Source organism: Pseudomonas sp. IT-P100, from assembly GCF_949767185.1.
Taxonomy (GTDB): domain Bacteria; phylum Pseudomonadota; class Gammaproteobacteria; order Pseudomonadales; family Pseudomonadaceae; genus Aquipseudomonas; species Aquipseudomonas fluorescens_B.
Window position 1 is genome coordinate 172,856 of record NZ_CATKQK010000044.1, and the last position, 24,159, is coordinate 197,014.

Annotated in this window: 25 protein-coding genes; 6 read left to right on the forward strand and 19 right to left on the reverse strand. The window is 60.7% G+C overall.

The genetic code is table 11. From position 1 onward, the window contains the following. Positions 1–152 precede the first annotated feature (152 nt). The 9 genes from ACM6IQ_RS23050 to ubiE form a co-directional block, all read right to left on the reverse strand. Positions 153–860 (reverse strand): 16S rRNA (uracil(1498)-N(3))-methyltransferase, encoded by a 708-nt coding sequence (locus ACM6IQ_RS23050; protein ID WP_414879935.1) that lies wholly within the window; start codon positions 858–860, stop codon positions 153–155. Beyond that, the gene (gene tatC, locus ACM6IQ_RS23055; protein ID WP_008025235.1) at positions 857–1,651 is read right to left on the reverse strand and encodes a twin-arginine translocase subunit TatC; all 795 of its coding nucleotides are present in this window, start codon (positions 1,649–1,651) and stop codon (positions 857–859) included. The genes ACM6IQ_RS23050 and tatC overlap by 4 nt, the downstream gene beginning before the upstream one ends. Continuing rightward, the gene (tatB, locus tag ACM6IQ_RS23060) at positions 1,648–2,109 is read right to left on the reverse strand and encodes a Sec-independent protein translocase protein TatB (RefSeq protein ID WP_017336099.1); all 462 of its coding nucleotides are present in this window, start codon (positions 2,107–2,109) and stop codon (positions 1,648–1,650) included. Before tatB ends, tatC begins: the two co-directional genes overlap by 4 nt. A gap of 10 nt (positions 2,110–2,119) precedes the next feature. Further along, positions 2,120–2,398 carry a twin-arginine translocase TatA/TatE family subunit gene (locus tag ACM6IQ_RS23065; RefSeq protein ID WP_017336100.1) on the reverse strand — a complete coding sequence of 93 codons (279 nt, stop codon included), beginning with the start codon at positions 2,396–2,398 and terminating at the stop codon, positions 2,120–2,122. Between the two features lie 25 nt (positions 2,399–2,423). Next, positions 2,424–2,756 carry a phosphoribosyl-ATP diphosphatase gene (locus ACM6IQ_RS23070; protein WP_008047820.1) on the reverse strand — a complete coding sequence of 111 codons (333 nt, stop codon included), beginning with the start codon at positions 2,754–2,756 and terminating at the stop codon, positions 2,424–2,426. After that, a complete protein-coding gene (gene hisI / locus ACM6IQ_RS23075; RefSeq protein WP_414879936.1) occupies positions 2,749–3,150 on the reverse strand; it encodes a phosphoribosyl-AMP cyclohydrolase in 402 nt (133 codons plus the stop codon). Before hisI ends, ACM6IQ_RS23070 begins: the two co-directional genes overlap by 8 nt. Positions 3,151–3,230: 80 nt before the next feature. After that, complete coding sequence (gene ubiB, locus ACM6IQ_RS23080; RefSeq protein WP_253435196.1) at positions 3,231–4,835, reverse strand: ubiquinone biosynthesis regulatory protein kinase UbiB; 1,605 nt, start codon at positions 4,833–4,835, stop codon at positions 3,231–3,233. After that, positions 4,832–5,455 carry an SCP2 domain-containing protein gene (locus tag ACM6IQ_RS23085; protein ID WP_414879937.1) on the reverse strand — a complete coding sequence of 208 codons (624 nt, stop codon included), beginning with the start codon at positions 5,453–5,455 and terminating at the stop codon, positions 4,832–4,834. Before ACM6IQ_RS23085 ends, ubiB begins: the two co-directional genes overlap by 4 nt. Then, positions 5,455–6,225, reverse strand: a complete 771-nt coding sequence (ubiE, locus tag ACM6IQ_RS23090; protein ID WP_007948968.1) for a bifunctional demethylmenaquinone methyltransferase/2-methoxy-6-polyprenyl-1,4-benzoquinol methylase UbiE — start codon at positions 6,223–6,225, stop codon at positions 5,455–5,457. The genes ACM6IQ_RS23085 and ubiE overlap by 1 nt, the downstream gene beginning before the upstream one ends. 155 nt (positions 6,226–6,380) lie before the next feature. On the opposite strand from ubiE, the gene ACM6IQ_RS23095 reads away from it, so the two are divergent. From ACM6IQ_RS23095 to ACM6IQ_RS23105, 3 genes are all read left to right on the forward strand, one after another. Next, positions 6,381–6,656 carry a polyhydroxyalkanoic acid system family protein gene (locus tag ACM6IQ_RS23095; protein WP_017336104.1) on the forward strand — a complete coding sequence of 92 codons (276 nt, stop codon included), beginning with the start codon at positions 6,381–6,383 and terminating at the stop codon, positions 6,654–6,656. 278 nt (positions 6,657–6,934) lie between these two features. Next, the gene (locus ACM6IQ_RS23100) at positions 6,935–7,357 is read left to right on the forward strand and encodes a phasin family protein (protein WP_017336105.1); all 423 of its coding nucleotides are present in this window, start codon (positions 6,935–6,937) and stop codon (positions 7,355–7,357) included. Between the two features lie 10 nt (positions 7,358–7,367). Then, the gene (locus ACM6IQ_RS23105) at positions 7,368–8,237 is read left to right on the forward strand and encodes a phasin family protein (protein WP_414879938.1); all 870 of its coding nucleotides are present in this window, start codon (positions 7,368–7,370) and stop codon (positions 8,235–8,237) included. Positions 8,238–8,365: 128 nt separating this feature from the next. On the opposite strand, the gene ACM6IQ_RS23110 is transcribed toward ACM6IQ_RS23105, so the two are convergent. The 10 genes from ACM6IQ_RS23110 to ACM6IQ_RS23155 all read right to left on the reverse strand — a co-directional run bounded on the left by ACM6IQ_RS23110 (position 8,366) and on the right by ACM6IQ_RS23155 (position 21,430). Beyond that, the gene (locus ACM6IQ_RS23110; protein WP_017336107.1) at positions 8,366–8,986 is read right to left on the reverse strand and encodes a TetR/AcrR family transcriptional regulator; all 621 of its coding nucleotides are present in this window, start codon (positions 8,984–8,986) and stop codon (positions 8,366–8,368) included. Positions 8,987–9,045: 59 nt separating this feature from the next. Next, a complete protein-coding gene (gene phaC / locus ACM6IQ_RS23115) occupies positions 9,046–10,728 on the reverse strand; it encodes a class II poly(R)-hydroxyalkanoic acid synthase (protein WP_017336108.1) in 1,683 nt (560 codons plus the stop codon). 114 nt (positions 10,729–10,842) lie between these two features. After that, positions 10,843–11,697 (reverse strand): poly(3-hydroxyalkanoate) depolymerase, encoded by an 855-nt coding sequence (gene phaZ / locus ACM6IQ_RS23120; RefSeq protein ID WP_010464458.1) that lies wholly within the window; start codon positions 11,695–11,697, stop codon positions 10,843–10,845. Between the two features lie 84 nt (positions 11,698–11,781). Next, positions 11,782–13,461, reverse strand: coding sequence for a class II poly(R)-hydroxyalkanoic acid synthase (gene phaC, locus ACM6IQ_RS23125; RefSeq protein ID WP_414879939.1), 1,680 nt, complete (start codon positions 13,459–13,461; stop codon positions 11,782–11,784). Between the two features lie 260 nt (positions 13,462–13,721). Beyond that, positions 13,722–14,102, reverse strand: a complete 381-nt coding sequence (locus tag ACM6IQ_RS23130) for a gamma-butyrobetaine hydroxylase-like domain-containing protein (RefSeq protein ID WP_017336111.1) — start codon at positions 14,100–14,102, stop codon at positions 13,722–13,724. A gap of 193 nt (positions 14,103–14,295) precedes the next feature. Further along, positions 14,296–15,633 carry an ATP-dependent protease ATPase subunit HslU gene (gene hslU, locus ACM6IQ_RS23135; RefSeq protein ID WP_017336112.1) on the reverse strand — a complete coding sequence of 446 codons (1,338 nt, stop codon included), beginning with the start codon at positions 15,631–15,633 and terminating at the stop codon, positions 14,296–14,298. 55 nt (positions 15,634–15,688) lie between these two features. Continuing rightward, positions 15,689–16,219: an ATP-dependent protease subunit HslV gene (gene hslV / locus ACM6IQ_RS23140; protein ID WP_007899242.1), complete on the reverse strand. Its 531-nt coding sequence runs from the start codon at positions 16,217–16,219 to the stop codon at positions 15,689–15,691. Between the two features lie 288 nt (positions 16,220–16,507). After that, entirely contained in the window at positions 16,508–17,206 is a 699-nt protein-coding gene (locus ACM6IQ_RS23145; RefSeq protein ID WP_017336113.1) for an SPOR domain-containing protein, read from the reverse strand. Between the two features lies 1 nt (position 17,207). Further along, positions 17,208–18,944 (reverse strand): arginine--tRNA ligase, encoded by a 1,737-nt coding sequence (gene argS, locus ACM6IQ_RS23150; RefSeq protein ID WP_414879992.1) that lies wholly within the window; start codon positions 18,942–18,944, stop codon positions 17,208–17,210. 266 nt (positions 18,945–19,210) lie between these two features. Continuing rightward, the gene (locus tag ACM6IQ_RS23155) at positions 19,211–21,430 is read right to left on the reverse strand and encodes a primosomal protein N' (protein WP_017336115.1); all 2,220 of its coding nucleotides are present in this window, start codon (positions 21,428–21,430) and stop codon (positions 19,211–19,213) included. 170 nt (positions 21,431–21,600) lie between these two features. Here ACM6IQ_RS23155 and rpmE point away from each other — a divergent pair, with 170 nt between their 5' ends. The 3 genes from rpmE (at position 21,601) to ACM6IQ_RS23170 (ending at position 24,097) form a co-directional block, all read left to right on the forward strand. Next, positions 21,601–21,831 carry a 50S ribosomal protein L31 gene (gene rpmE / locus ACM6IQ_RS23160; RefSeq protein ID WP_414879940.1) on the forward strand — a complete coding sequence of 77 codons (231 nt, stop codon included), beginning with the start codon at positions 21,601–21,603 and terminating at the stop codon, positions 21,829–21,831. 14 nt (positions 21,832–21,845) lie between these two features. Further along, positions 21,846–22,646: a thermonuclease family protein gene (locus ACM6IQ_RS23165; protein WP_414879941.1), complete on the forward strand. Its 801-nt coding sequence runs from the start codon at positions 21,846–21,848 to the stop codon at positions 22,644–22,646. A 182-nt stretch (positions 22,647–22,828) separates the two neighbouring features. Then, the gene (locus ACM6IQ_RS23170; protein ID WP_017336118.1) at positions 22,829–24,097 is read left to right on the forward strand and encodes a malic enzyme-like NAD(P)-binding protein; all 1,269 of its coding nucleotides are present in this window, start codon (positions 22,829–22,831) and stop codon (positions 24,095–24,097) included. Positions 24,098–24,159 lie beyond the last annotated feature (62 nt).

The window sequence follows — 24,159 nt, forward strand, 5'->3', positions numbered from 1 at the left end:
ACCTGTGACGAGGGAGCTTGCTCCCGCTCGGCGGCGCAGCCGGCGTAAAACAGTCGCCGCGATATTGGGGATTCAATACGGTGGCCGCTTCGCGCCCAAGCGTGAGCAAGCTCCCTCGCCACGGGGTTTGGAGCGAAGCTCGGGGGACCGGATTAGAACAGGCGTGCAAGCAACGCAGTGACGGCAGTCTCTACGCGCAGGATGCGCTCGCCGAGCTGCACTGGTTGCAGGCCGGATTTGCCGAGTAAATCGATTTCGTAGGGAATCCAGCCGCCTTCCGGGCCGATGGCCAGGGTCACCGGTTCGTCCAGGCCGCGGGGGCAGGGCGGGTAATTGCCGGGGTGACCGACCAGGCCGAGGGTGCCTTCGGTGATCGCGGGCAGTCGATCTTCGACGAACGGTTTGAAGCGTTTTTCGATGACAATTTCAGGCAACACGCTATCTCTTGCCTGCTCGAGGCCGAGGATCAGTTGCTCGCGAATCGCTTCAGGTTCGAGAAACTGGGTCTGCCAGAAGCTCTTCTCGACGCGGTAGCTGTTTACCAGCACGATTCGCGGCACACCCATGGCCGCCACGGTCTGAAACACCCGACGGAGCATTTTGGGCCGCGGCAGCGCCAATACCAGGGTCAGCGGCAGCTTGGCCGGTGGTGGTTGGTCGAGGGTGACGCGCAGTTCGGCTTCATCGCTGTCCAGACGCAGCACTTCGGCCGAACCCATCAGGCCGCCGATACGCCCGACGCGCAGGCTGTCACCCACTTCACAGCGGTGAACTTCCTGCATGTGAGTCAACCGGCGATCGCGCAGGACCACTCGGTCGGCCGCAATGAAATCGGCCTCTTCGAGGAGCAGCAGGTTCACGCTTGGGTCGCTGGCGGCTGGTCGTTGTGATCGTCGACCGGTTGGTCGTCCGGGTGGTCGCCGCGCTTGCTGATCAGGCCGCCGAACAGGATGCCGATTTCAAACAGCAGCCACATCGGTACGGCCAGTAGCGTCTGCGAGAAAATGTCCGGTGGCGTCAGGATCATGCCGACCACGAAGCAGCCAATGATCACGTACGGGCGGATTTTCTTCAGGTATTTGACGTCGACCACGCCGATCCAGACCAGCAGCACCACGGCCACCGGGATCTCGAACGCCACACCGAAGGCGAAGAACAGCGTCATGACGAAATCGAGGTAGCTGCTGATGTCGGTCATCATCTCCACGCCGGCCGGGGTGGCGGCGGCGAAGAATTTGAAGATCAGCGGGAACACCAGGTAGTAGGCGAACGCCATGCCGGCGTAAAACAGCATGATGCTCGACACCAGCAAAGGCACGGCGATGCGTTTTTCATGTTTGTACAAGCCCGGCGCAATGAAGCCCCAGATCTGATGCAGGATCACCGGGATTGCCAGGAACAGCGACACCATCATGGTCAGCTTCAGTGGCGTTAAAAACGGCGACGACACGTCGGTGGCGATCATCGTCGCGCCCACCGGCAGGTACTGGCGCAACGGTGTCGAGACGAAGGTGTAGATCTGCTGGGTGAAGGCGAACAACCCGGCGAAGATGATGAAGATCGCCGCTACGCAGCGCAGCAGACGGGTACGCAACTCGGTGAGGTGCGAAACCAGCGGCATGTGCTGGTCGTTTTCTGGGAGATCGCTCATGAGACTCGCGGCGGCAAAGTGGTGTCGTGAGGGGCCGGCGTTGTCGGCGCGGCGGCAGGAGCAACAGGTTCTACGGATGCGACAGCCGCTGCCGGTTCAACAGTTTTCACCGTTTCCGTTGGTGCCGCGACAGGTGCAGCTTCTGCAATCGGTGCATGAATCGTCTGCTCCGCCACAGGTTCAACCGGCTGAACCGGCGTAGCCTCCTGCTGGGTCGGCGTGAAGATTTTCCGTGCCTCCTGCTCCAGCGACAGGATGTGCTCGTTGTGCAGTTGCCGACGAATCTCGTCGGCACCGATTTCACGTTCAACTTCCTGTTTGATCGCGTTGAAGCTGCGCTTCAGGCGCCCGACCCACAGGCCGGCCGTGCGCGCAGCCCCCGGCAGACGTTCGGGGCCCAGCACCAGCAGGGCCACGAGGCCGACGAGCAGCAGTTCAGAGAAGCTGATACCAAACATTAGTCAGTGCTCACACGTCTTTGCGGATCGGCTCTTCGACTTTTTGCGCCTGCACGTCGATGGTGTGCGGCTGGTTCACGGACTGTGTGGTCTGTGGCTGAACCGGTGGCACCGGTTGGGCCGGGGTCACAGTCGGGTCAACCGGCTTGTCTTCATCGTTCATGGCTTTGCGAAAGCCCTTGATCGACTCGCCCACGTCAGTGCCGAGGTTTTTCAGTTTCTTGGTGCCGAACACCAGAACGACAACAACCAGGATGACGATCCAGTGTTTCCAGTCAAAAATGCCCATGTTGCTGCTCCTCTCTAATAATTGTTCAGGCGGACGGGCGCGAGGCTTTCTCGGCGTGTCCGGACAGACCGAAACGACGGTCCAGTTCATCGAGTACAGCCTGTGGATGCTGCCCCAGTTGGGCAAGCATGACCATGCTGTGGAACCAAAGGTCGGCGGTCTCGTAGATCACGTCGCTGCAGTCACCGCTGATGGCGGCGTCCTTGGCGGCAATGATGGTCTCGACCGACTCTTCGCCGACTTTTTCCAGAATCTTGTTCAAGCCCTTGTGGTACAGGCTGGCGACATACGAGCTGTCGGCGGCGGCGCCTTTGCGCTCTTCCAGTACCTCGGCCAGTCGGGTCAGGGTGTCACTCATGGGTGTGTCCTGCGCAATAGATAGCGTGCGGGTCTTTCAGGACCGGATCGACGGTTATCCAGTCGCCGTTCTCGAAGACGCGGTAGAAGCAGCTTTGACGGCCGGTATGGCAGGCAATGTCGCCGATCTGCTCGACCATCAGGATGATCACGTCGGCGTCACAGTCGAGGCGCATCTCATGCAGGGTTTGCACGTGACCGGACTCTTCGCCCTTGCGCCACAGCTTGCCACGGGAACGTGACCAGTAAATGGCACGGTTTTCGGCAGCGGTCAGTTCCAGCGCTTCACGGTTCATCCAGGCCATCATCAGGACGCGCCCGGTCTTGTGATCCTGGGCAATTGCCGGCACCAGGCCATCGGCGTCCCACTTGATCTCGTCCAGCCAGTTTTTCATCTTCGACTCCGACAGCGGGCCCCGCACTTCATTAGCAGGGCCCAACGTTCAAACAGTGTGCCAGTGGATCACACAACTGGCTATCGGCGAACGACCAGATACAAACCGACGGCCATCATGATCCCGGCCGGCCAGTAAGCCAGTTCATTCAGCGGCCCGCCAACGGCGAGTATTGCGCCGCCGGCCAGATGGGCTGTGCCGAGCAGCCGCAGGAACCAGTCGTCCCGGCGCCGATGCCACGGTGGCGGCGGGTCGTAGGCGTGGGGCTGGGACATGCGCTCGAGCAGATCACGCGCCATGTTGGCCAGGTGCGGCAGTTGCTCGAACTGGCTCTGCACGTTGCCGAGCAAGGCCTTGGGGCTGACGCGTTCACGCATCCAGCGTTCGAGGAACGGTTGGGCGGTATTCCACAAATCGAGGTCCGGGTACAACTGACGGCCCAGGCCTTCGATGTTCAACAAGGTTTTTTGCAGCAGCACCAGCTGCGGCTGCACTTCCATGTTGAAGCGTCGAGCGGTCTGGAACAGGCGCATCAGCACTTGGCCGAATGAAATATCTTTTAACGGTTTTTCGAAGATTGGCTCGCACACCGTGCGGATCGCCGCTTCGAATTCGTTGAGTTTGGTTTCCGCCGGCACCCAGCCCGAATCGATGTGCAGTTGCGCCACACGACGGTAATCACGCTTGAAGAACGCGAACAGGTTGCGCGCCAGGTAATCCTGGTCTTCCGGGGTCAGGCTGCCGACGATGCCGCAGTCGATCGCAATGTATTGCGGGCTCCACGGGTTGACGGTGCTGACGAAGATGTTGCCGGGGTGCATGTCGGCGTGGAAGAAACTGTCGCGGAACACCTGGGTGAAGAAAATTTCCACGCCGCGCTCGGCGAGCATTTTCATGTCGGTGCGTTGATCGGCGAGGGTCGCCAGATCGGTCACCTGAATCCCGTAGATGCGTTCCATCACCAGCACTTTCGGCCGGCACCAGTCCCAATAGACTTGCGGCACGTACAGCAACGGCGAGCCATCGAAGTTGCGTTTCAACTGGCTGGCGTTGGCAGCCTCGCGCAGCAGGTCGAGTTCGTCGTAGATGGTTTTTTCGTAGTCGCTGACCACGTCCACCGGGTGCAGCAGGCGTGCATCGGCCGAGAGCTTTTCCGCTGCGCGGGCGAGGATGAACAACCACGCCAGGTCCTGGGCGATGATCGGCTTCAGGCCCGGGCGGATGACTTTGACGACGACCTCTTCACCGGTTTTCAGCTGCGCGGCATGCACCTGCGCCACCGAAGCGGAAGCCAGCGGTTCGACGTCAAAGCGGCTGAACACTTCACTGATTTTCTTGCCGAGCTGTTCTTCGATCAGCTTGATCGACACTTGCGAATCGAACGGCGGCACGCGGTCCTGCAGCTTCATCAGCTCGTCGGCGATGTCTTCCGGCAGCAGGTCGCGGCGGGTGGACAGGATCTGCCCGAACTTGATGAAAATCGGCCCCAGGTCCTGCAGCGCCAGGCGCAATCGCGCGCCACGGCTCAGGTCCAGCGTCTTGCGCGGGAACCAGCGCCACGGCAAGGCGTAGCGCAGCGCCAGCAGAAACCACGGCAGCGGCAGGGCGAACAGCAGGTCATCGAGGCGGTAGCGAATCACAACGCGCTGGATGCGCAACAAACGGCGGACGGCAAGCAGCTTCATGCGTTATCGCTTGGGTCGAGGGATCGGGAAAGGCGCTCGAAACGCGCCTCGAGACGTTCCAGATCGAGTTTGATCTGGTCCAGTTCACTGAAACCGGCTTCGGCTTCGCGCTGACCGACGAGGGTGCGCGATTCTTCGGCCAGGTATTCGCCCAGGTTCTGATTGAGGCTGGCGAACCCTTGCTGATACCAGCGTGCGCGGCTGCGCAGGTGACCGCCGAGCAGGGACGTGGCGACGGGGCCGAGCCAGCGCGAGAGTTCGTACTCCCAGTCCAGCTCGAGGTCCTGAAGGATCGCCGCCAGTTCCAGCAACACGCCGCTGTCACCGTCGAGTTCAACTTCAGGGCCATGCAGGACCGAGGTCTTGTCCTTGCTCATCGCCAGTTTCAACAGGCTGGAGGCCGGTGCACGCAAGGTGCAGTCGGCACCGGTTTCCCAGTGTGAGGCCAGCATCAAGCCTTCGTCGCTGGGCAAAATGAACAGTTGCAGCGCCGGGCTGCGGCAGTCGACGGCAATCACCTTGCCGCTCAAATGCGCCAGCCGCGGCAGCGCCGTGCTGTCGAGACGCAGCACCCGGTTCAGACCGAGTTCAACGCTGGCGAGCAGGCCGGCCAGCAGCATCAGGGTTTGATGCCGCGGTGCAGGGCGACGATGCCTGCGGTCATGTTGTGATAGGTCACGCGATCGAAACCGGCCTCGACCATCATCGACTTCAGGGTTTCCTGGTTCGGGTGCATGCGGATCGATTCGGCCAGGTAGCGATAGCTTTCCGAGTCGTTGGTGATCAGCTTGCCCATCAGTGGCATGAAGGCGAACGAGTAGGCGTCGTAAGCCTTGGACATCAGCGCGTTGGTCGGTTTGGAGAACTCCAGCACCAGCAAACGGCCACCCGGCTTGAGTACACGCAGCATCGAGCGCAGGGCGTCTTCTTTATGCGTGACGTTGCGCAGGCCGAAAGCGATGGTCACGCAGTCGAAGTGGTTGTCCGGGAACGGCAGCTTTTCAGCATCGGCCTGGACGAATTCGACGTTGCCGGCCACGCCGAGATCCAGCAGGCGGTCACGACCGACCTTGAGCATGGATTCGTTGATGTCGGCCAACACCACCTGGCCGGTCGGGCCCACGAGGTGCGAGAATTTCTTGGTCAGGTCGCCGGTGCCACCGGCGATGTCCAGCACGCGGTTGCCGGTGCGCACGCCCGACAGCTCGATTGCGAAACGCTTCCACAAGCGGTGCATGCCGCCCGACAGGAGGTCGTTCATCAAGTCGTACTTGGCGGCTACCGAGTGGAAAACCTCAGCGACTTTTTCCGCTTTTTGGCTTTCCGGAACGTTTTTGAAACCGAAGTGAGTGGTGGGTTCGGCATCGCTGCCTTTGCGCTGATCAGTCATATCGCTGTCACCAGAAGAGAATGCGGGACATTCTAATCCCGGTGGCCTGCTTTGTCTTGGCAAGGCTGAAGGTAAGATAGGCAACCGCCGGGACGTTTTGCCGCAGCAGCGGTCAAGATGCTTCAGGAAAGTATCCATAAAGCAGGAGTCATTCGATGGCCCGTATTAGTGTTGAGCGTGCCCACGGCCTGGGCAAGGAAGCGGCCCGCGAGAAGGCCGACCAGTTGGCGCAGAAGCTGTCCGATCAATATGGCCTGGAGCCGCAGTGGTCTGGCGATACCCTGAACCTCAAGCGTTCCGGGGTGAAAGGCGCAGTGCATGTCAGCGAAGATTCGATCCGCGTCGATGTGGAGTTGGGCCTGATGATGTCGGCCATGAGCGGCATGATCAAATCGGAAATCGAAAAGGCCCTCGATAAAGCCCTCGCCTGAGATCGAGCCTATACCTGTGGCGAGGGAGCTTGCTCCCGCTGGGGTGCGAAGCGCCCCCAACACTGGCACTGCATATTCTCAGGGACATTCGGTTCGCCAGTTTGCGACTGCTGCGCAGTCGAGCGGGAGCAAGCGCCCTCGCCACAATTGATCTCGGTCATGCAGCACCTGTTTATGTCAGTTGTTAGGGTGCCGTTTCTAATTTTTCTCCCTACTTTGTGCCTGAGCCCGACACTTTCGCGGGCAGTTCCTCAAACCTTCTGCGCGTGAGGTGCACCATGGCCAAAGTTATTTTGAAGAAAAAAATCGACGCTTCGACAACCGCTCTGAGCGACGTCAAATCCTATGCCCGCAAGATCTGGCTGGCAGGCCTGGGTGCCTACACCAAGGTCGGCCAAGAGGGCAGCGAGTATTTTCAAGAGCTGGTAAAAGCGGGTCAAACCGTTGAAACCAAAGGCAAAAAAGTAGTCTCCGAGAAACTTGAAGCCGCTAACGCCGAGATCGATGAAGCCAAGAGTGAAGTGAGCACATTCAAAGGCAAGGTCGAACTTCAACTCGACAAGGTCGAGAAGGCTTTCGACTCGCGTGTTGCAAGTGCCTTGAATCGTATCGGCATTCCGTCTAAACATGACGTTGAGACACTCTCTGCTAAGCTCGATGAGCTGACGGCATTGCTCGAACGCGTCGCGCGTAAATCTTAAGGAGAACGGGATGGCTGGTAAAAAGAACACCGAAAAAGAAGGCAGCTCGTGGATTGGGAAAGTCGAAGACTACTCCCGCAAAATCTGGCTGGCTGGTTTAGGCGTGTACTCGAAGATCGACACTGACGGCAGCAAGCTCTTCGATGCATTGGTCAAAGACGGCGAGAAAGCCGAAAAGCTCACCAAGAACGCAGTTGGCAAAAAAGTCGACGACGTCAAGGACTCCGCTTCCTCGGCCAAGTCGCGCATCAGTGGCGTGAAAGATCGTGCGCTGGGCAAGTGGGATGAGCTGGAAGGCGCTTTCGACAAGCGCCTGAACAGCGCCATTTCGCGTCTGGGCGTACCAAGCCGTAATGAAGTGAAAGCGCTGCACAGCAAGGTCGATACCCTGACCAAGCAAATCGAACGACTCACCGGTGCCAAGGTTGCGCCTGTTGCGGCGAAAACCGCAGCGGCCAAACCTGCTGCTAAAACGGCTGCCAAGCCACTGGCAAAAGCAGCCGCTAAACCGGCTGCCAAACCCGCTGCAAAAGCAGCGGCCAAGCCTGCTGCCAAAACGGCTGCTGCCAAACCTGCCGCAGCCAAGCCAGCGGCCAAACCGGTCGCCGCCAAAGCCGCAGCTAAACCAGCCGCCAAGCCTGCAGCGAAAACCGCAGCCGCCAAACCGGCAACCAAGCCAGCGGCAAAACCTGCCGCAGCGAAGAAGCCAGCAGTGAAAAAACCGGCAGCGCCGAAAGCCGCTGCACCCAAACCAGCAGTGGCTGCCGCCAAACCGGCAACCCCGTCGACTGTAAGCGCATCGAACTCCGCTTCCGCGCCGACCCCTGCTGCAACCCCGACTGCTGCGCCAGCTCCATCGACGCCAACCAGTCAGTCCTGATTCCAGGGCTCAAAAAAACGCCCGGCCTGTAAAGGCCGGGCGTTTTTGTTTGTGCACGATTCTGCAAACACCGCGACCCCTGTGGGAGCTAGCAGGCTGGCTCCCACAGGGGCCGCGGTGTTCGGGGGTTATTCGTGTTCTTCGAGGTATTGCAGCGCCAGCTGTTCAGTCGCAACCTTGATCGGCGGCAGCAGATGCGGCGCCACCAGCATCATGATCTGGTACACCACCAGTCTCACTTCACCCTCACGATCCAGAATCCGCTGATAGTCCAGCGAGAACAGCAGCGTCATGGTGATCTGCTCCACCAGTTGCCCCAGCGCCTGCGTGTCGCTGACCAACAGCCCTTGAGCCTTCAGCCGCGCCAGCAATGAAGCCAGCGTGCGCTTCAGTGCATTGAGCAGATTGCGTATTCCTTTGGCCAGTTTCGGCAACCGCCCGGCGAGGTTCGACAGGTCCTGGAACAGAAACCGGTAATGAGCCAGGCGCTCTACGATCAAATGCAGAAACAGCCAATAGTCTTCAGGGGCCAGTTCCACGTCGGACGGCGGATCGAGCAGCGGCGCGAGTTCCGCCTGGAAACGTTCGAACAACCCGAGAATCAGCGGTTCCTTGCCGTGGAAGTGGTAGTAGAGGTTGCCCGGGCTGATGCCCATTTCGTTGGCAACTTCCATGGTGGAGACGTTCGGTTCGCCCTTCTGGTTAAACAACTGCAGGGCACATTCGAGGATCCGGTCGCGGGTTTTCATCCAGTCTTCTTAATGATCAGGTCATGCCACGGTCGATGCCGGCCGTGGTGTGTTGAGCGTCAGCGCACGCGCACGTAAGTACCGGGTGCTGCCTCCATCGGTGGATAATTCTGGTTGCCGAGCGCCATGTGGGTTTCTTTCTGTGTGCCCGAGCGTTCCTGGATCCAGCCCAGCCACTGCGTCCACCAACTGCCGTCGACTTGTTTGGCGTCGTAATACCAGGCCCGGGGATCGCCGCTCAGTTTTGTGCTTTCGATGAAGTTGGCTTTCGGGTTGGAAGGCGGGTTGAGGATGCTCTGCACATGCCCGCTGTTGGACAGCAAGAAGCGCCGCTCGCCACCCAGCAGCAGGGTCGAGCGGTACACGGCATCCCATGGGGTGATGTGGTCGTTGATGCCGGCCACGCTGAAGCTGTCGACCGTGACTTTCTGCAAATCGATCGGCGTGCCGCACACTTCAAGACCCCCTGGATGACTCAGCGGGTTGTGCTTGAAGAAGTCCAGCAGGTCACCGTGAAAGGCCGCCGGCAGACGCGTGTTGTCGTTGTTCCAGTAGAGAATGTCGAACGCCGGCGGCTCCTTGCCCAGCAGGTAGTTGTTGACGAAGTAGCTCCAGATCAAATCGTTGGGGCGCATCCAGGCGAAGACCTTGGCCATGTCGCGGCCATCCAGTACGCCTTTCTGATATGACCGACGCTTGGCCGCTTCCAGTGTCTGTTCGTCGGCGAACAGGGTCGCGGGGCTCTCCATCTGACTGTCGAGCAGGCTCACCAGATAGGTTGCGCTGGATACCCTGCGCAACTGTCGTTTGGCTTGCAAATGGCCTTGCAGCGCGGCGATGGTCAGCCCGCCAGCGCAAGCGCCCATCAGATTCACGTCCCGGGCACCGGTAATCGCCCGGCACACATTCATCGCTTCTTCGACGGCTTCGACGTACGTCGATAGGCCCCATTCGCGATGACGCACATCCGGGTTGCGCCAACTGATCATGAAGGTCTGCAGGCCGTTTTTCAGGGCAAACTGAACGAAGCTGTTGCTCGGGCTCAGGTCGAAAATGTAGTACTTGTTGATCTGTGGCGGCACCACCAGCAGCGGTTTGGAATACTGCTTCTCGCTCATCGGCTTGTACTGGATCAGCTCCAGCAGCTCATTGCGAAACACCACGGAGCCGGTGGTGGTGGCGACCGTTTTGCCGACCTCGAACGCCTGCTTGGTGACTTGCCTGGGCAGGCCGTCGTTGTGCAGGAAATCATCGACCAGATGACCGATGCCGCGCACCAGGCTGTTGCCGCCGGAGTTGAAGATCTCCTTGATCGCCAGCGGATTGAGCAGGGTGTTGGACGGTGACACCGCATCGTTGAGCAAGGCGAACGCGAAGTGGGCGCGGGCGCGATCGTCCGGGTTCATGTTGCTTTCGTCGATCCAGCTTTTGACCTGCTTCTGCCAACTCAGGTACGCCTGCAGGCTGCGGCGATAAAACGGATTGAGGCTCCAGGCCGGGTCGGCGAAGCGACTGTCATGCGGGTTGGTCGGGTGCAGGGTTTCGCCCAGCAACACCCGCCCCAATTGACCGCCCAGCTTCAAGGCGTGTCGGGCGCTGTGCACCGGGTTGCGCAAACCATGGGCGGCAACACTGCGCAGGGTTGACAGCAGATCCCGACCACGCAGGCCGGTAATCGCACTCTGTGCGTTGATGAACGCGGCGGGAGTGGGCAGAAACTCCTTCGTTGGTTTTTCGCGCATGAATCAACACTCCTTCGTCTTCAGGCCTAAAACAAATACACCGAACCAGAACACCATAGACGCTGTAACGGGTTGTTGCGCGGCGCGGCGTCCTGCCGACCGACGATGAGTCGGCTAACCGCCCAATGGCGCCGGATGCGGATGCATCACGGCGCGCTGCCGTTCTTCCTCGAGGAATTTCATGATGATCGGCGCCACGGCCTCGGCGCGGGTGATCAGGAACAGATGCCCGTCATCGATGATGTGCAACTGAGCATTGGGAATCCGCCAGGCCAGCATGCGCATGTTGATCAGCGGGATCAGAGGATCATCGTCACCTGCCAGCACCAGCGTCGGCTGGTTGATCTTGTGCAGCCAGTGAATGCTGGTCCAGCCGAGGCCGGCGAACAGCTGCCAGTAGTAACCGAGCTTGCCGGCCGAACGCACCTTTGCCGCATGGCTGGCGGCGAGTGTCGGATCGCGTCGGAACGAGCCGCCGTAGATCATTGGCGCAATGCGAATCACGTGAGAGGGCTGGATGTAGCGCCGTGGACTGGCCATCATCCACAGCACTTTCGGCTTGCCCGGCACCATCACCGCACCTGCCGCCGTCGCCGCCAGCACCAGTTTTTTGCAGCGCTCGGGATAGTCGTAGGCAAACTGCTGGGCGAGGGCGCCGCCCCACGACACACCGATCACGTTGACTTGCCCGTAATCGAGATAATCGAGCATCCGTGCCGTGAGTTTGGCCAGGCCCGGAAAACGATACGGCCGGTTCGGTGTCGACGAGCCGCCAACACCCGGGACATCGAAAGCGATGACTTCGAGGTCCGGGTCCAACGCCGCGACGAACGGAAACACCAGCTCCAGGTTGGCGCCGATGCCATTGAAAATCAGCAAGGGCGTCAAGTGAGGCTTGCCGGGGCGTACCGCCGTGCGGAGGGTCTGGCCATCCAGGTCGACGGTACGAAAAATGAACGGTTGCGGCATGCTTCAAGCCCTGTGGGTTAATTATCCCGATCCGCTGCAGGCGCTGAGCAGGCTCCGCTCCTGCAGCGGATCAGGGTGTGTCATTTACCGCTCATGTACGTAAGTGCCTGGTGCAGCTTCACCCGCGGGGTAAGCCTTGTTGCCCAGTTTTGTCGGAGCTTTTTTCAGTTCGCCCGAACGTTCCGCTTGCCAGGCCTGCCAGTGCAGCCACCAGGAATCGGTGTGCTTGGTGGAATTTTCCTGCCAGTCCTCGGCCTTCACCGGCATCTCGGTGCTGGTCATGTAACGTGATTTCGGGTTGCCCGGCGGGTTCAGAATGCTCTGGATATGCCCGCTGCTGGACAACACGAACTCAACCTTGCCACCGAACAGTTGCGCCGATTTGTAGCAGGACTTCCACGGGGTGATGTGGTCGTTGGTGCCGGCCAGGGAATAGATGTCCGCCGTGACCTGTTTCAGATCAATCGGCGTGCCGCACACTTCCAGTGCGTCCGGACGAATCAGCGGGTTGTTTTTGAACATCTCGATCAGGTCGCCGTGGAATGCGGCGGGCAACCGTGTGGTGTCGTTGTTCCAGAACAGAATGTCGAACACCGGCGGCTCGTTGCCGAGCAGGTAGTTGTTGACCCAGTAGTTCCAGATCAGATCGTTGGGCCGCATCCAGGCGAACACCTTCGCCATGTCACGGCCTTCCAGCACACCGGCCTGATAGGAATGACGCTTGGCGGCTTCGAGGGTCTGCTCGTCGACGAACAGGGCCACGTCGCTGTCCAGGGTGGTGTCCAGCACGCTCACCAGCAAGGTGAGGGCGTTGACCTTCTTCTCGCCGATCGCGGCGTAGTGGCCCAGCAGCGCGGTGCAGGTGATGCCGCCCGAGCAGGCGCCGAGCATGTTCACGTCTTTGCTGCCGGTGATCGCGGTGACCACGTCGACCGCTTCCTTGAGCGCTTCGATGTAGGTCGAAAGACCCCACTCGCGTTGCTCCTTGGTCGGGTTGCGCCAGCTGACGATGAAAGTCTGCACGTGATTGCGCAGGCAAAAACGCGCCAGGCTTTTGTCCGGGCTCAGGTCGAATACATAGAACTTGTTGATCTGCGGCGGCACCACCAGCAAGGGGCGCTCGTGCACCTGCTCGGTGGTCGGCCGGTACTGGATCAGCTCCAGCACGTCGTTGCGAAAGACCACGGCGCCTTCGGTCACGCCCAGGCTCTTGCCGACTTCGAACGCGCCCATGTTGACCTGGCTCGGCATACCGCCGTTGTGCACCAGATCCTTGGCCAGGTGCGAGAGGCCGTCGAGCAGGCTCTTGCCACCGGTTTCGAAGAAACGTTTGACCGCCGCCGGGTTGGCCGCACTGTTGGTCGGGGCCATGGCCTCGGTCATGAGGTTGATCACGAAATGCCCGCGTGCCACATCCTTGGGCCCGAGGTTGCTGTCGTCGATCCAGTCGTGGAGTTCCTTGCGCCACGCCAGGTAAGTTTGCAGATAACGTTTGTAGAGCGGGTTCTGGCTCCAGGCCGGATCGTGGAAGCGACGGTCATCGCTGGTGGGTTGCAGCTCGGACTTGCCGAAGAGCACGTTCTTGAGTTCAAGGCCGAAATGAGCGACATGCCTGGCGCTATGAATCGGTTGCCGGATGGCCTGCCTGAGCACCATTCGAGCAGAAGCCAGTAGATCCTTTCCACGCAGCCCAACGACAGGATTCAGCCCCAGGGTGTTTTCCGAGGCCTGATACTTCAAGTCATCGTTATTCTTGTTACTCATCTACGACGCTCCATTGTCCTGAGACGAGTACCAGGGTCCAGCTGTGTAGGTACACAGCCAATGCCAGGTACTACTGCTCGGGTGACCGTTAATTCTGCATCGCTGCTTTTTTGTTCGCAGAGAGCACTGCAGGGAACTTGCCAGCTCCATTGGTTACCCGAGTTTAATTTTTTTCGCAAGCAGGCCAATGACTGGCCTCGCGGCCAAGCATTCAAACAGATGAAATTAGAAAATGCCCTCTAAAGCGCAAGAAGCCTGGGCTAGAGCATCAGCTTGACGACAGACTCGTTCGGGTCGCGGGTCTTTCCGGCCGCTTTCAGTTCGGCAAGATAATCGTTCCAGAGATCCTCCTGACGCACGCCCAACTGGTACAAGTAATCCCAGGTGAACAGGCCGCTGTCGTGGCCATCGTCGAAGGTCAATTTCAGTGCGTACTGACCGGCCGGTTCTACCTTGGTCAGGCCTACGCCGATCTTGCCAAATTGCAGGATAGGTTTGCCGTGGCCCTGGACCTCGGCGGAAGGAGAGTGCACGCGCAAGAACTCGGCGGGCAGGTGATGCTCCTCGCCGGACGCGTATTTCAGCGACAGGGTTTTCGAGGCTTTGTGCAGCTTGATGTCGGTGGGGAGTTGGGTCGTCATGGGCCGGTCATCCGTCTTGAGGGTGGCGGGTGATCCTGTGGCGAGGGAGCTTGCTCCCGCTCGGCTGCGCAGCAGTCGTAAATCCGGCGAACGGGTTTTGCTGACAGGCAGCATTCGCCGAATTCGGGGCCGCTTCGCGACCCAGCGGGAGCGAGCTCCCTCGCCACAGGAGCCCGCTCACACAGAATGTTGCTTACAGGATATAACGGGACAGGTCTTCGTTCTGCGCCAATTCGCCCAGGTGGCTGTTGACGTAGTCGGCGTCGATCAGGATCACCTTGCCGTCGTGGGCGCTGGCCAGGTCACCGGCGCTGAACGACACCTCTTCGAGCAGTCGCTCAAGCAAGGTGTGCAGGCGACGGGCACCGATGTTCTCGGTCTTCTCGTTGACCTGCCAGGCGATCTCGGCGATGCGCTTGATGCCGTCCGGCTGGAACTCGATGGCCAGGCCTTCGGTTTTCAGCAGTGCGCAATATTGCTCGGTGAGGGACGCGTGCGGCTCGCTGAGAATGCGTTCGAAATCTTCCGGTGTCAGCGCTTTCAGCTCGACACGGATCGGCAGACGACCTTGCAACTCAGGCACCAGATCGCTCGGCTTGCTCAAGTGGAATGCGCCGGAAGCGATGAACAGGATGTGGTCGGTCTTGACCATGCCCAGTTTGGTGTTGACGGTGCAGCCTTCGATCAGCGGCAGCAGGTCGCGCTGTACGCCTTCACGAGACACATCGACGCCACCGGAGTTACCGCGCTTGGCCACCTTGTCGATTTCGTCGATGAACACAATGCCGTGCTGCTCGACCGCTTCCAGCGCCTTGGCCTTCAACTCTTCATCGTTGACCAGGCGGCTGGCTTCTTCGTCGCGCACCAGCTTCAGCGCTTCCTTGACCTTAAGCTTGCGGCTCTTGCGTTTGCCCTTGCCCATGTTGGCGAACAGGCTTTGCAGCTGGTTGGTCATTTCTTCCATGCCCGGTGGCGCGGAGATATCGACGCCGGCCACTTCGGCGACTTCGATTTCGATCTCCTTGTCATCCAGCTGACCTTCGCGCAGGCGCTTGCGGAACAGCTGGCGGGTGTTGGAGTCGGCCGACGGGGTGTCATCGTTGCTGAAACCCATGCGCGCCGGTGGCAGCAGGGCGTCGAGGATGCGCTCTTCCGCGGCGTCTTCGGCGCGGTGGCGAACCTTGGTCATTTCCTGTTCGCGCAGCAGCTTGATAGCGGCGTCAGCCAGATCACGAATGATCGACTCGACGTCGCGACCGACGTAGCCGACCTCGGTGAACTTGGTCGCTTCGACCTTGATGAACGGCGCGTTGGCCAGTTTGGCCAGGCGACGGGCGATCTCGGTTTTACCGACACCGGTCGGGCCGATCATCAGGATGTTCTTGGGTGTGACTTCAACGCGCAGTTCTTCCGGCAGCTGCATCCGGCGCCAGCGGTTGCGCAGCGCGATGGCGACGGCGCGCTTGGCATCGTCCTGGCCGATGATGTGGCGATTGAGTTCGTGGACGATTTCACGGGGAGTCATGGACATAGTAATTGGCGGTCCTCAAGCAAAAGTGAGCCGTGGCGCTAAGGCCGGAACAGGCTTACTCGGCGAGGTCCTGCTCCTCAATGGTGAAGGTGTGGTTGGTGAATACGCAGATGTCGCCGGCGATGCCGAGCGCGGTTTCGACGATTTCGCGGGCGGACAGATCGGTTTTCTTCAGCAGCGCGCTGGCGGCAGCCTGGGCGTAACCGCCACCGGAACCCATGGCGATCAGGCCTTCTTCGGGTTCGACCACGTCGCCGTTGCCGGTGATGATCAGGGACGCGTCTTTGTTGGCGACCGCGAGCATGGCTTCGAGGCGGCTGAGGGAGCGGTCGGTGCGCCATTCTTTGGCGAGTTCGACGGCGGCGCGAACCAGGTGACCTTGATGTTTCTCGAGCTGGCCTTCGAAGCGCTCGAAGAGGGTGAAGGCGTCAGCGGTGGCCCCGGCAAAACCGGCGATAACCTGGCCGTGGTAAAGGCGACGAACTTTCTTCGCGTTGCCTTTCATCACGGTATTGCCGAGAGAAACCTGGCCGTCGCCGCCCATGACGACTTTGCCGTGGCGGCGAACTGAAACGATGGTGGTCAAGGGAGAGTCTCCACGCAGCGGGGCGAAAATGCCTTATGCCAACTCATATGGGGGTGGTGGAGCGTTTTTCAACTGCGGGGTATGCCGGGGGACGAGCGGTGTGCAGCTCGCAAAAAAGGCTTGGAGCGAATACCTGTGGCGAGGGAGCTTGCTCCCGCTCGGCTGCGAAGCAGTCGTAAATCCGGCCATCGCGGTTTGTCTATAAGCCGCGATGGCTGAATTGGGAGCGCTTCGCACTCCAGCGGGAGCAAGCTCCCTCGCCACAAAGCAGGTTGTGTCCCGGGGGAATCAGCGGTTCTGGCGTTGTTGTAACAACAGGTTGCTGAAGCCCGCGCCGGCCAGTTGCTTCTGCGCGGTGGTCAGTTGTTCGCGGTTGCTGAACGGTCCAACCAAAACGCGATACCAGGTCTCGTCTTTGACCGTGCCGGATTCAACCGCCACCGCCTGACCGAGCAAGATGATCTGCGCACGCACCTTGTCGGCATCGGCTTCCTTGCGGAACGAGCCGGCCTGCAGGAAAAACTTGGTCACCGGCGCGGCCTTGGCCACGGGTGGCGGCGGTGGCGGGGTGATGCCGGCCAATGCCGCTTGAGCGCGCGCAGTGTCGATCTTCGCCGCTTCCGCTGGTGTGACCGGCGTGGTCGGTACAGCCGGCGTCGGCGGCGTTTTCTCCGGCACGGCATCCGGCGGCACGATCACTTCCGATTCCGGCAGCAGGGTGTAGAAGTCGTACTTCGGCTTCACCGGTTGCGTCGGGCTCGGCGGGGTCTTGTTGGCCTCGGCGATCTTGCTGGCTTTCTGCTGCTCGATCTTCTCGCGCTTGACGCTCTCGCTACCCTTGCCCGGTTCCAGCTTCATCAGGAACACAATGAACGCGCCGACCGTCAGGCCGATGGCCATCCACAGCCAGCCCGGAATCGGTTGCTTTGCAGGAGCTTGGTAACGGCTGGCGCCACGCTTGGGTGCAGGTTTTTTCTTGGCAGCCAACTTACATACGCTCCAGAGTTTCCAGACCCAAGAGTTCCAGGCCTTGCTTGAGAGTTCGGCCGGTCAGCGCGGCGAGGCGCAGGCGGCTTTGCATTTGCGCCGGGGTTTCAGCGCTGAGGATCGGGCAGTTCTCGTAGAAGCTGGAGAACAGGCCGGCAACGTCGTACAGGTAGGTGCAGAGGATGTGCGGGGTGCCTTTCTCGGCCACGTTGTTCAGTATTTCACCGAATTGCGCGAGTTTGGCAGCCAGCTCATGTTCATGCGCGGCTTCCAGGACGATCTGCCCTTCGACTTCGCTGAAGTCCTTGCCGAGCTTGCGGAACACGCCCGCCACGCGGGTATACGCGTACAGCAGGTACGGCGCGGTGTTGCCTTCGAAGTTCAGCATCAGGTCGAAGTTGAAGCTGTAGTCGCTGGTGCGGTGCTTGGACAGGTCGGCGTATTTCACCGCGCCAATGCCCACGACCTTGGCGATGTTGCGCAGCTCGGCCTCGGCCAGCTCCGGGTTCTTGTCCTTCACCAGGGTGTAGGCGCGTTCCTGGGCTTCGGTCAGCAGGTCGATCAGCTTCACGGTGCCGCCATCACGGGTCTTGAACGGACGGCCATCGGCGCCATTCATGGTGCCGAAGCCCATGTGTTCCATTTCCATCGGGTGCGTCACGAAGCCGGCCTTGCGGGCGACCGCGAACACTTGCTGGAAGTGCAGGGCCTGGCGCTGGTCGACAAAATACAGCGCGCGATCAGCCTTCAGCTTGCCGCTGCGGTAACGCACGGCCGCCAGGTCGGTGGTGGCATAGAGGTAGCCGCCATCCGCCTTGACAATGATCACCGGCAGCGGGTCGCCGTCGGCGTTCTTGAATTCGTCGAGGAACACGCACTGCGCGCCGTTGCTCTCGACCAGCAGGCCGGCGGCCTTGAGGTCGTTGACCACGTTGATCAGGTCGTCGTTGTAGGCGCTTTCGCCCATCACGTCGGCCATGGTCAGTTTGACGTTCAGCAGTTCGTAGATTTTCTGGCAGTGGGACAGCGAGATGTCCTTGAACTTGGTCCACAGCGCCAGGCAGTCCGGGTCGCCGGCTTGCAGCTTGACCACCAGGCCACGGGCGCGGTCGGCGAACTCTTCGGATTCGTCGAAGCGTTGCTTGGCGGCGCGATAGAAGTTTTCCAGGTCCGACAGCTCGTCGCTGGTGATCGGGTTTTCCTGCAAGTACGCCATCAACATGCCGAACTGGGTGCCCCAGTCGCCCACGTGGTTCTGGCGGATCACTTCGTCGCCGAGGAATTCCAGCACGCGGGCCACGCCGTCGCCGATGATGGTCGAGCGCAAGTGACCGACGTGCATCTCTTTTGCCAGGTTCGGTGCCGACAGATCGACAACCGTGCGTTGCACCGGGCCGGCCTTGCGTACGCCGATGTGCTCGTCGGCCAACGCGGCGTCGAGGCGAGTGGCCAGGGCCTGGGTGTTCTGGAAGAAGTTCAGGAAGCCAGGGCCGGCGATTTCGGTCTTGGTGACGTTCTCGTCGGCCGGCAGTGCGGCGATGATTTTCTCGGCCAGATCCCGCGGCTTCATGCCGGCAGGCTTGGCCAGCATCATGGCGATGTTGCTGGCGAAATCGCCGTTCTTCTTGTCGCGGGAGTTTTCCACCTGGATCGCCGGCGACAGGCCTTCAGGCAACACACCTTCGTTGACGAGTTGGGTGATGGCTTGTTGGATCAGCTGGCGAATGGTGTCTTTCATGGTCTTCTCTTTCGACCGCAAGCGCGGCGGCGCTTCGATGCGCTGGTGGAAAAACTGGGCATTATCCGTTGCGAAGGCGGGCTTGCCAACCATTGTAGGTTCATTGCGGACTTACGGCGGATGATTCCCTTGTGGCGAGGGAGCTTGCTCCCGCTGGGGCGCGTAGCGGTCCTAAATCAGTCGCCTTAATCTGTCTGGCGGTTCTCGGTTGGCAGTTTGCGGCCGCTTCGCAACCGAGCGGGAGCAAGCTCCCTCGCCACTGGGTTTCAGTATAAATCCACAGGGTCGACATCCAGCGACCAGCGCACCGCCCGCCCGCTCGGCATCTGCTCCAGTACCAGCAACCAATTGGCCAGTAACCGATGCAGCGGCGCCCGCGCCGTCGCTTGCAGTAACAACTGCGCGCGATAACGCCCGGCCCGGCGTTCCATCGGCGCCGGCACTGGCCCTAGCAGCTCGATCCCGGTCAGGTTCTGTTCGGCCAGCAACCGTTCAGCCTCACTGCATGCTTCATCCAGAAACCCTTCCGCCTGCCCCGGTTTGTGCGCTTCCGCCCGCAGCAGCGCCAAATGCGCAAATGGCGGCAAACCGGCAGAACGCCGCTCGCTCAGCGCCTGCTCGGCAAAGGCGAAGTAACCTTGTTCGGTCAATTGCACCAGCAGCGGATGATCCGCCAGATGCGTCTGGATAATCACTTTGCCCGGCTCTTCAGCCCGGCCCGCACGTCCGGCCACCTGAACGATCAGTTGCGCCATGCGCTCGCTGGCGCGGAAGTCGCCGGAGAACAGTCCGCCGTCGGCATCGAGAATCGACACCAGCGTTACCCGTGGAAAGTGATGCCCTTTGGCAAGCATCTGCGTGCCCACCAGAATGCATGGCTGACCCTTCTGAATGGTCGCGAACAACTGATTCATCGCGTCCTTGCGCGATGTGCTGTCGCGGTCGACCCGCAGCACCGGCACGTCCGGAAACAGGATGGCCAGGCGTTCTTCGGCACGTTCGGTGCCGGCGCCGACGGGTCGCAAGTCGACCTTGCCGCATTTCGGACAGTGCCGGGGCACGCGTTCGACGTAGCCGCAATGGTGGCAGCGCAGTTCGCCGGAGCGCTGGTGCACGGTCATCCGCGCATCGCAGCGCTGGCATTCGGACATCCAGCCACAGTCGTGGCACAACAGCGTCGGCGCGAAACCTCGACGGTTGAGAAACACCAACACTTGTTGGCCGGCTGCGAGTGTCTGGCCAATGGCTTGCTGCATTGGCCCGGAAATACCGCTGTCGAGCGGGCGACTTTTCACATCCAGGCGAAGGAAGCGCGGTTGCTTCGCGCCGCCCGCCCGCTCGTTCAGCCGTAGGAGGCCGTACCGACCGGTGTAGGCGTTGTGCAGGCTTTCCAGCGAAGGCGTGGCAGAGCCGAGCACGATCGGGATGTTTTCCTGTCGTGCGCGCACCAATGCCAGGTCGCGGGCGTGATAGCGCAGGCCTTCCTGCTGTTTATAGGAGCCGTCGTGCTCTTCGTCGATGATGATCAGGCCGGGATTTTTCATCGGTGTGAACAGCGCCGAGCGGGTGCCGATAATAATGTCGGCGTCGCCATCCCGGGCGGCGAGCCAGGCTTCAAGACGCTCGCGGTCGTTGACCGCCGAGTGGATCAGCGCGATGCGCGCATTGAATCGTTGCTCGAAGCGCGCCAGGGTTTGCGGGCCGAGGTTGATCTCCGGGATCAACACCAGTGCTTGCTTGCCGGCTTCGAGGGTTTCACGAATCAGCTGCAAATAGACTTCGGTCTTGCCGCTGCCGGTGACGCCGGCCAGCAGGAACGCGTGATAACTGTCGAACCCGGCGCGAATCGCTTCATAAGCGGCGCGTTGCTCAGGGTTGAGCGGCAACTCGGGTTGCGCCAGCCAATGCTCGTGGCGCGCGCCGGGAGCGTGCTTGCGGATTTCGACTTGCACCAGGTCCTTGGCCAGCAGCAGGTCGAGGCTGTCCTTGCTCAGCATCAGTTTGCTCAGCAATTGATGAGCGACGCCGTGGGGATGCTGGGCCAGTGTCGCCAGCGCTTCACGCTGACGCGGGGCGCGGGCGATACGCGGGTCATCGAGGCTGGCGCCAGGCGCGGCGGACCAGAAACGTTCCTGGCGCGCTTCGGCCAGCTCACCCTGACGCAACAACACCGGCAGCGCCCAGCTCAAGGTGTCGCCGAGGCTGTGCTGATAATACTGAGAGGTCCACAGGCACAGCTTGAATAATGCGGGTGGCAAGGGCGGTGTGGCGTCGAGCAGGGCCAGGGCCGGTTTGAGTTTTTCTGCCGGTACTTCACTGGTGTCGGTGACCTCCACCAGAATCCCGATCATCTCCCGCCGGCCGAACGGCACCCGCAAGCGCATGCCCGGTTGCAACTGGTCGCGCAGGACCCCGGCAGGGGCGCGGTAATCGAACAGGCGGCGCAGGGGCGAAGGCAGGGCGAGGCGCAGAATGGCGTCGGGCACGCGGCTATTTTCTCGATGATTGAGCGGTGAGGAAGGCCGGGAGCCTAGCAGACGGTCGGTCTCAGCGACAGCTTGCGTGATTGAGATTGTCTGGTAGAATCCGCGGCCTAATTACGTGCGGTATTCAACAATGGTGTTGAGTGGCGGCACGCTAGCCTGAGGAATTCATCATGAAAGCCGATATCCATCCAACATACGAAATCACCGCAGTTACCTGCAGCTGTGGCAACAAGTTCGAAACTCGTTCGAACCTGGCCAAGCCTCTGGCGATCGACGTATGCAACGAGTGCCACCCGTTCTACACCGGTAAGCAGAAGACTCTGGATACTGGCGGCCGTGTACAGCGCTTCGCAGACCGCTTCGGTGCTTTCGGCAAGAAGCCTGTTGCTGCAGCAGAGTAAGGTTCGAAAGCCCCATGGGCTTTACCTTGCTAATGAAAAAGGCGTCCCTCGTGGGCGCCTTTTTTGTGTCCGCGATTTGGTTCTCGGGCGCCCAGGCCTTCTGCCCTGTGCCGAGTGGGCTGGCGTCGGTCGCGGTGCAACGCGTGGTGGATGGCGACACAGTGCGCCTGAGCGATGGCCGCAGTGTGCGCATGATTGGCTTGAATACGCCGGAGCTGGGCAAGCAGGGCCGCTCCGACGAGCCGTTCGCCGTGGCGGCGCGCAAACGTCTGGAAGCCTTGGTGGCTGCCAGCGACGGGCGGGTCGGCGTGCTCCCGGGTAAAGAGAGCAAGGATCACTACGGTCGCACCCTTGCACATCTCTATGGCGCCGATGGCGTCAACCTCGAGGCGCAGATGCTCGCTGAGGGCCTTGGGTTTCAGGTGGCGGTCGCGCCGAATGTCGATCTGGTCACCTGTCAGCAAGCGGCGGAACACAGTGCGCGACAGGCCGGGCTCGGCGTTTGGCGTCAGTCACCTGTACTGAAAGCGGAGCAGATCAACGCGTCCGGTTTCGCCGTGGTCAGTGGGCGTGTGAGCAAGGTTCAGCGCAATCGCGGCGGCGTTTGGATCGAGTTGCAGGATTCGCTTGTACTGCGAGTTGCACCCAATTTGCTGGGGCAGTTCGACGTCGCGGCGCTGGAGCGCTTGAAGGGCAAGCAGATCGAGGCACGTGGCTGGGTGGTGGACCGTTCCCGCCGTGGCGGATTGAAACAGGGGCAGGCGCGCTGGCTCCTGCCTCTGACCGATCCGGCGATGCTGCAAGCGGCGCCCTGATAAAAAATTGTAGACATTTTTTATATCGATTGTGAACAGTCTATCCCTTATGTTCCGTGGCTCTTGGCCCAAAGTCGTAGGGCCGGGCGCTTGACAGGGGTGACTGGTCAGTCTTGTGGGGACTTTGCGAGGCGCGTATCCTCGCTGACCAGTCTGTCCAACAGTAAAAGCGGAATGCCCCCATGTCTGATCTGAAAACTGCCGCTCTCGAATATCACGCCCATCCTCGTCCAGGTAAGCTGAGTGTCGAGCTCACCAAGGCCACCGCTACCGCCCGCGACCTGTCGCTGGCCTACAGCCCCGGCGTAGCCGAACCAGTACGCGAAATCGCTCGCGACCCTGAACTGGCCTACAAATACACCGGCAAAGGCAACCTGGTTGCAGTCATTTCCGATGGCACCGCGATTCTGGGCCTGGGCAACCTCGGCCCGTTGGCTTCCAAGCCCGTGATGGAAGGTAAAGGCGTGCTGTTCAAGCGCTTCGCCGGCATCGACGTATTCGACATCGAAGTCGATTCCGAAAGCCCGCAAGCCTTCATCGACACCGTTAAGCGTATCTCCATTACCTTCGGTGGCATCAACCTGGAAGACATCAAGGCGCCTGAGTGCTTTGAGATCGAACGTGCTCTGATCGAGCAGTGCGACATTCCAGTGTTCCACGATGACCAGCATGGCACCGCGATCGTGACCGCGGCCGGTATGATCAACGCCCTGGAAATCGCTGGCAAAACCCTCGCCGACGCCAAGATCGTCTGCCTGGGCGCCGGTGCTGCCGCCATCTCCTGCATGAAATTGCTGGTGAGCATGGGCGCCAACATCGAAAACATCTACATGGTCGACCGTACCGGTGTGATCCACTCCGGCCGTGACGACCTGAACCAGTACAAGGCTGTCTTCGCTCACGCGACCGACAAGCGCACCTTGGCAGATGCCCTGCAAGGCGCGGACGTGTTCGTTGGCCTGTCCGGCCCGAACCTGCTGAGCGCTGAAGGCCTGAAATCCATGGCGGCCAACCCGATCGTATTCGCGTGCTCGAACCCGGATCCGGAAATCGCCCCGGAACTGGCTCACGCTACCCGTGACGACGTGATCATGGCCACCGGCCGTTCGGACTACCCGAACCAGGTCAACAACGTACTGGGCTTCCCGTTCATCTTCCGTGGTGCCCTGGACGTTCGCGCCAAGCGCATCAACGAAGAGATGAAAGTGGCGGCGGCCAACGCCCTGCGTGAACTGGCCAAACTGCCGGTTCCTCAGGAAGTGTGCGACGCCTACGGCGGCATCAAACTGGAATTCGGCCGTGAGTACATCATCCCGAAACCAATGGATGCCCGCCTGATCACCCTGATCTCCGATGCCGTGGCCAAGGCTGCGATCGAGACCGGTGTGGCCACCCTGCCGTATCCGAAGAACTACCCGCTGAAAAGCGTGGATGACGTGTTCAACGGCTAAGCCGTTGTAGCGCTTCGATCAGAGGCCCCGATTCGTATGAGTCGGGGCCTTTTTGCATCTGG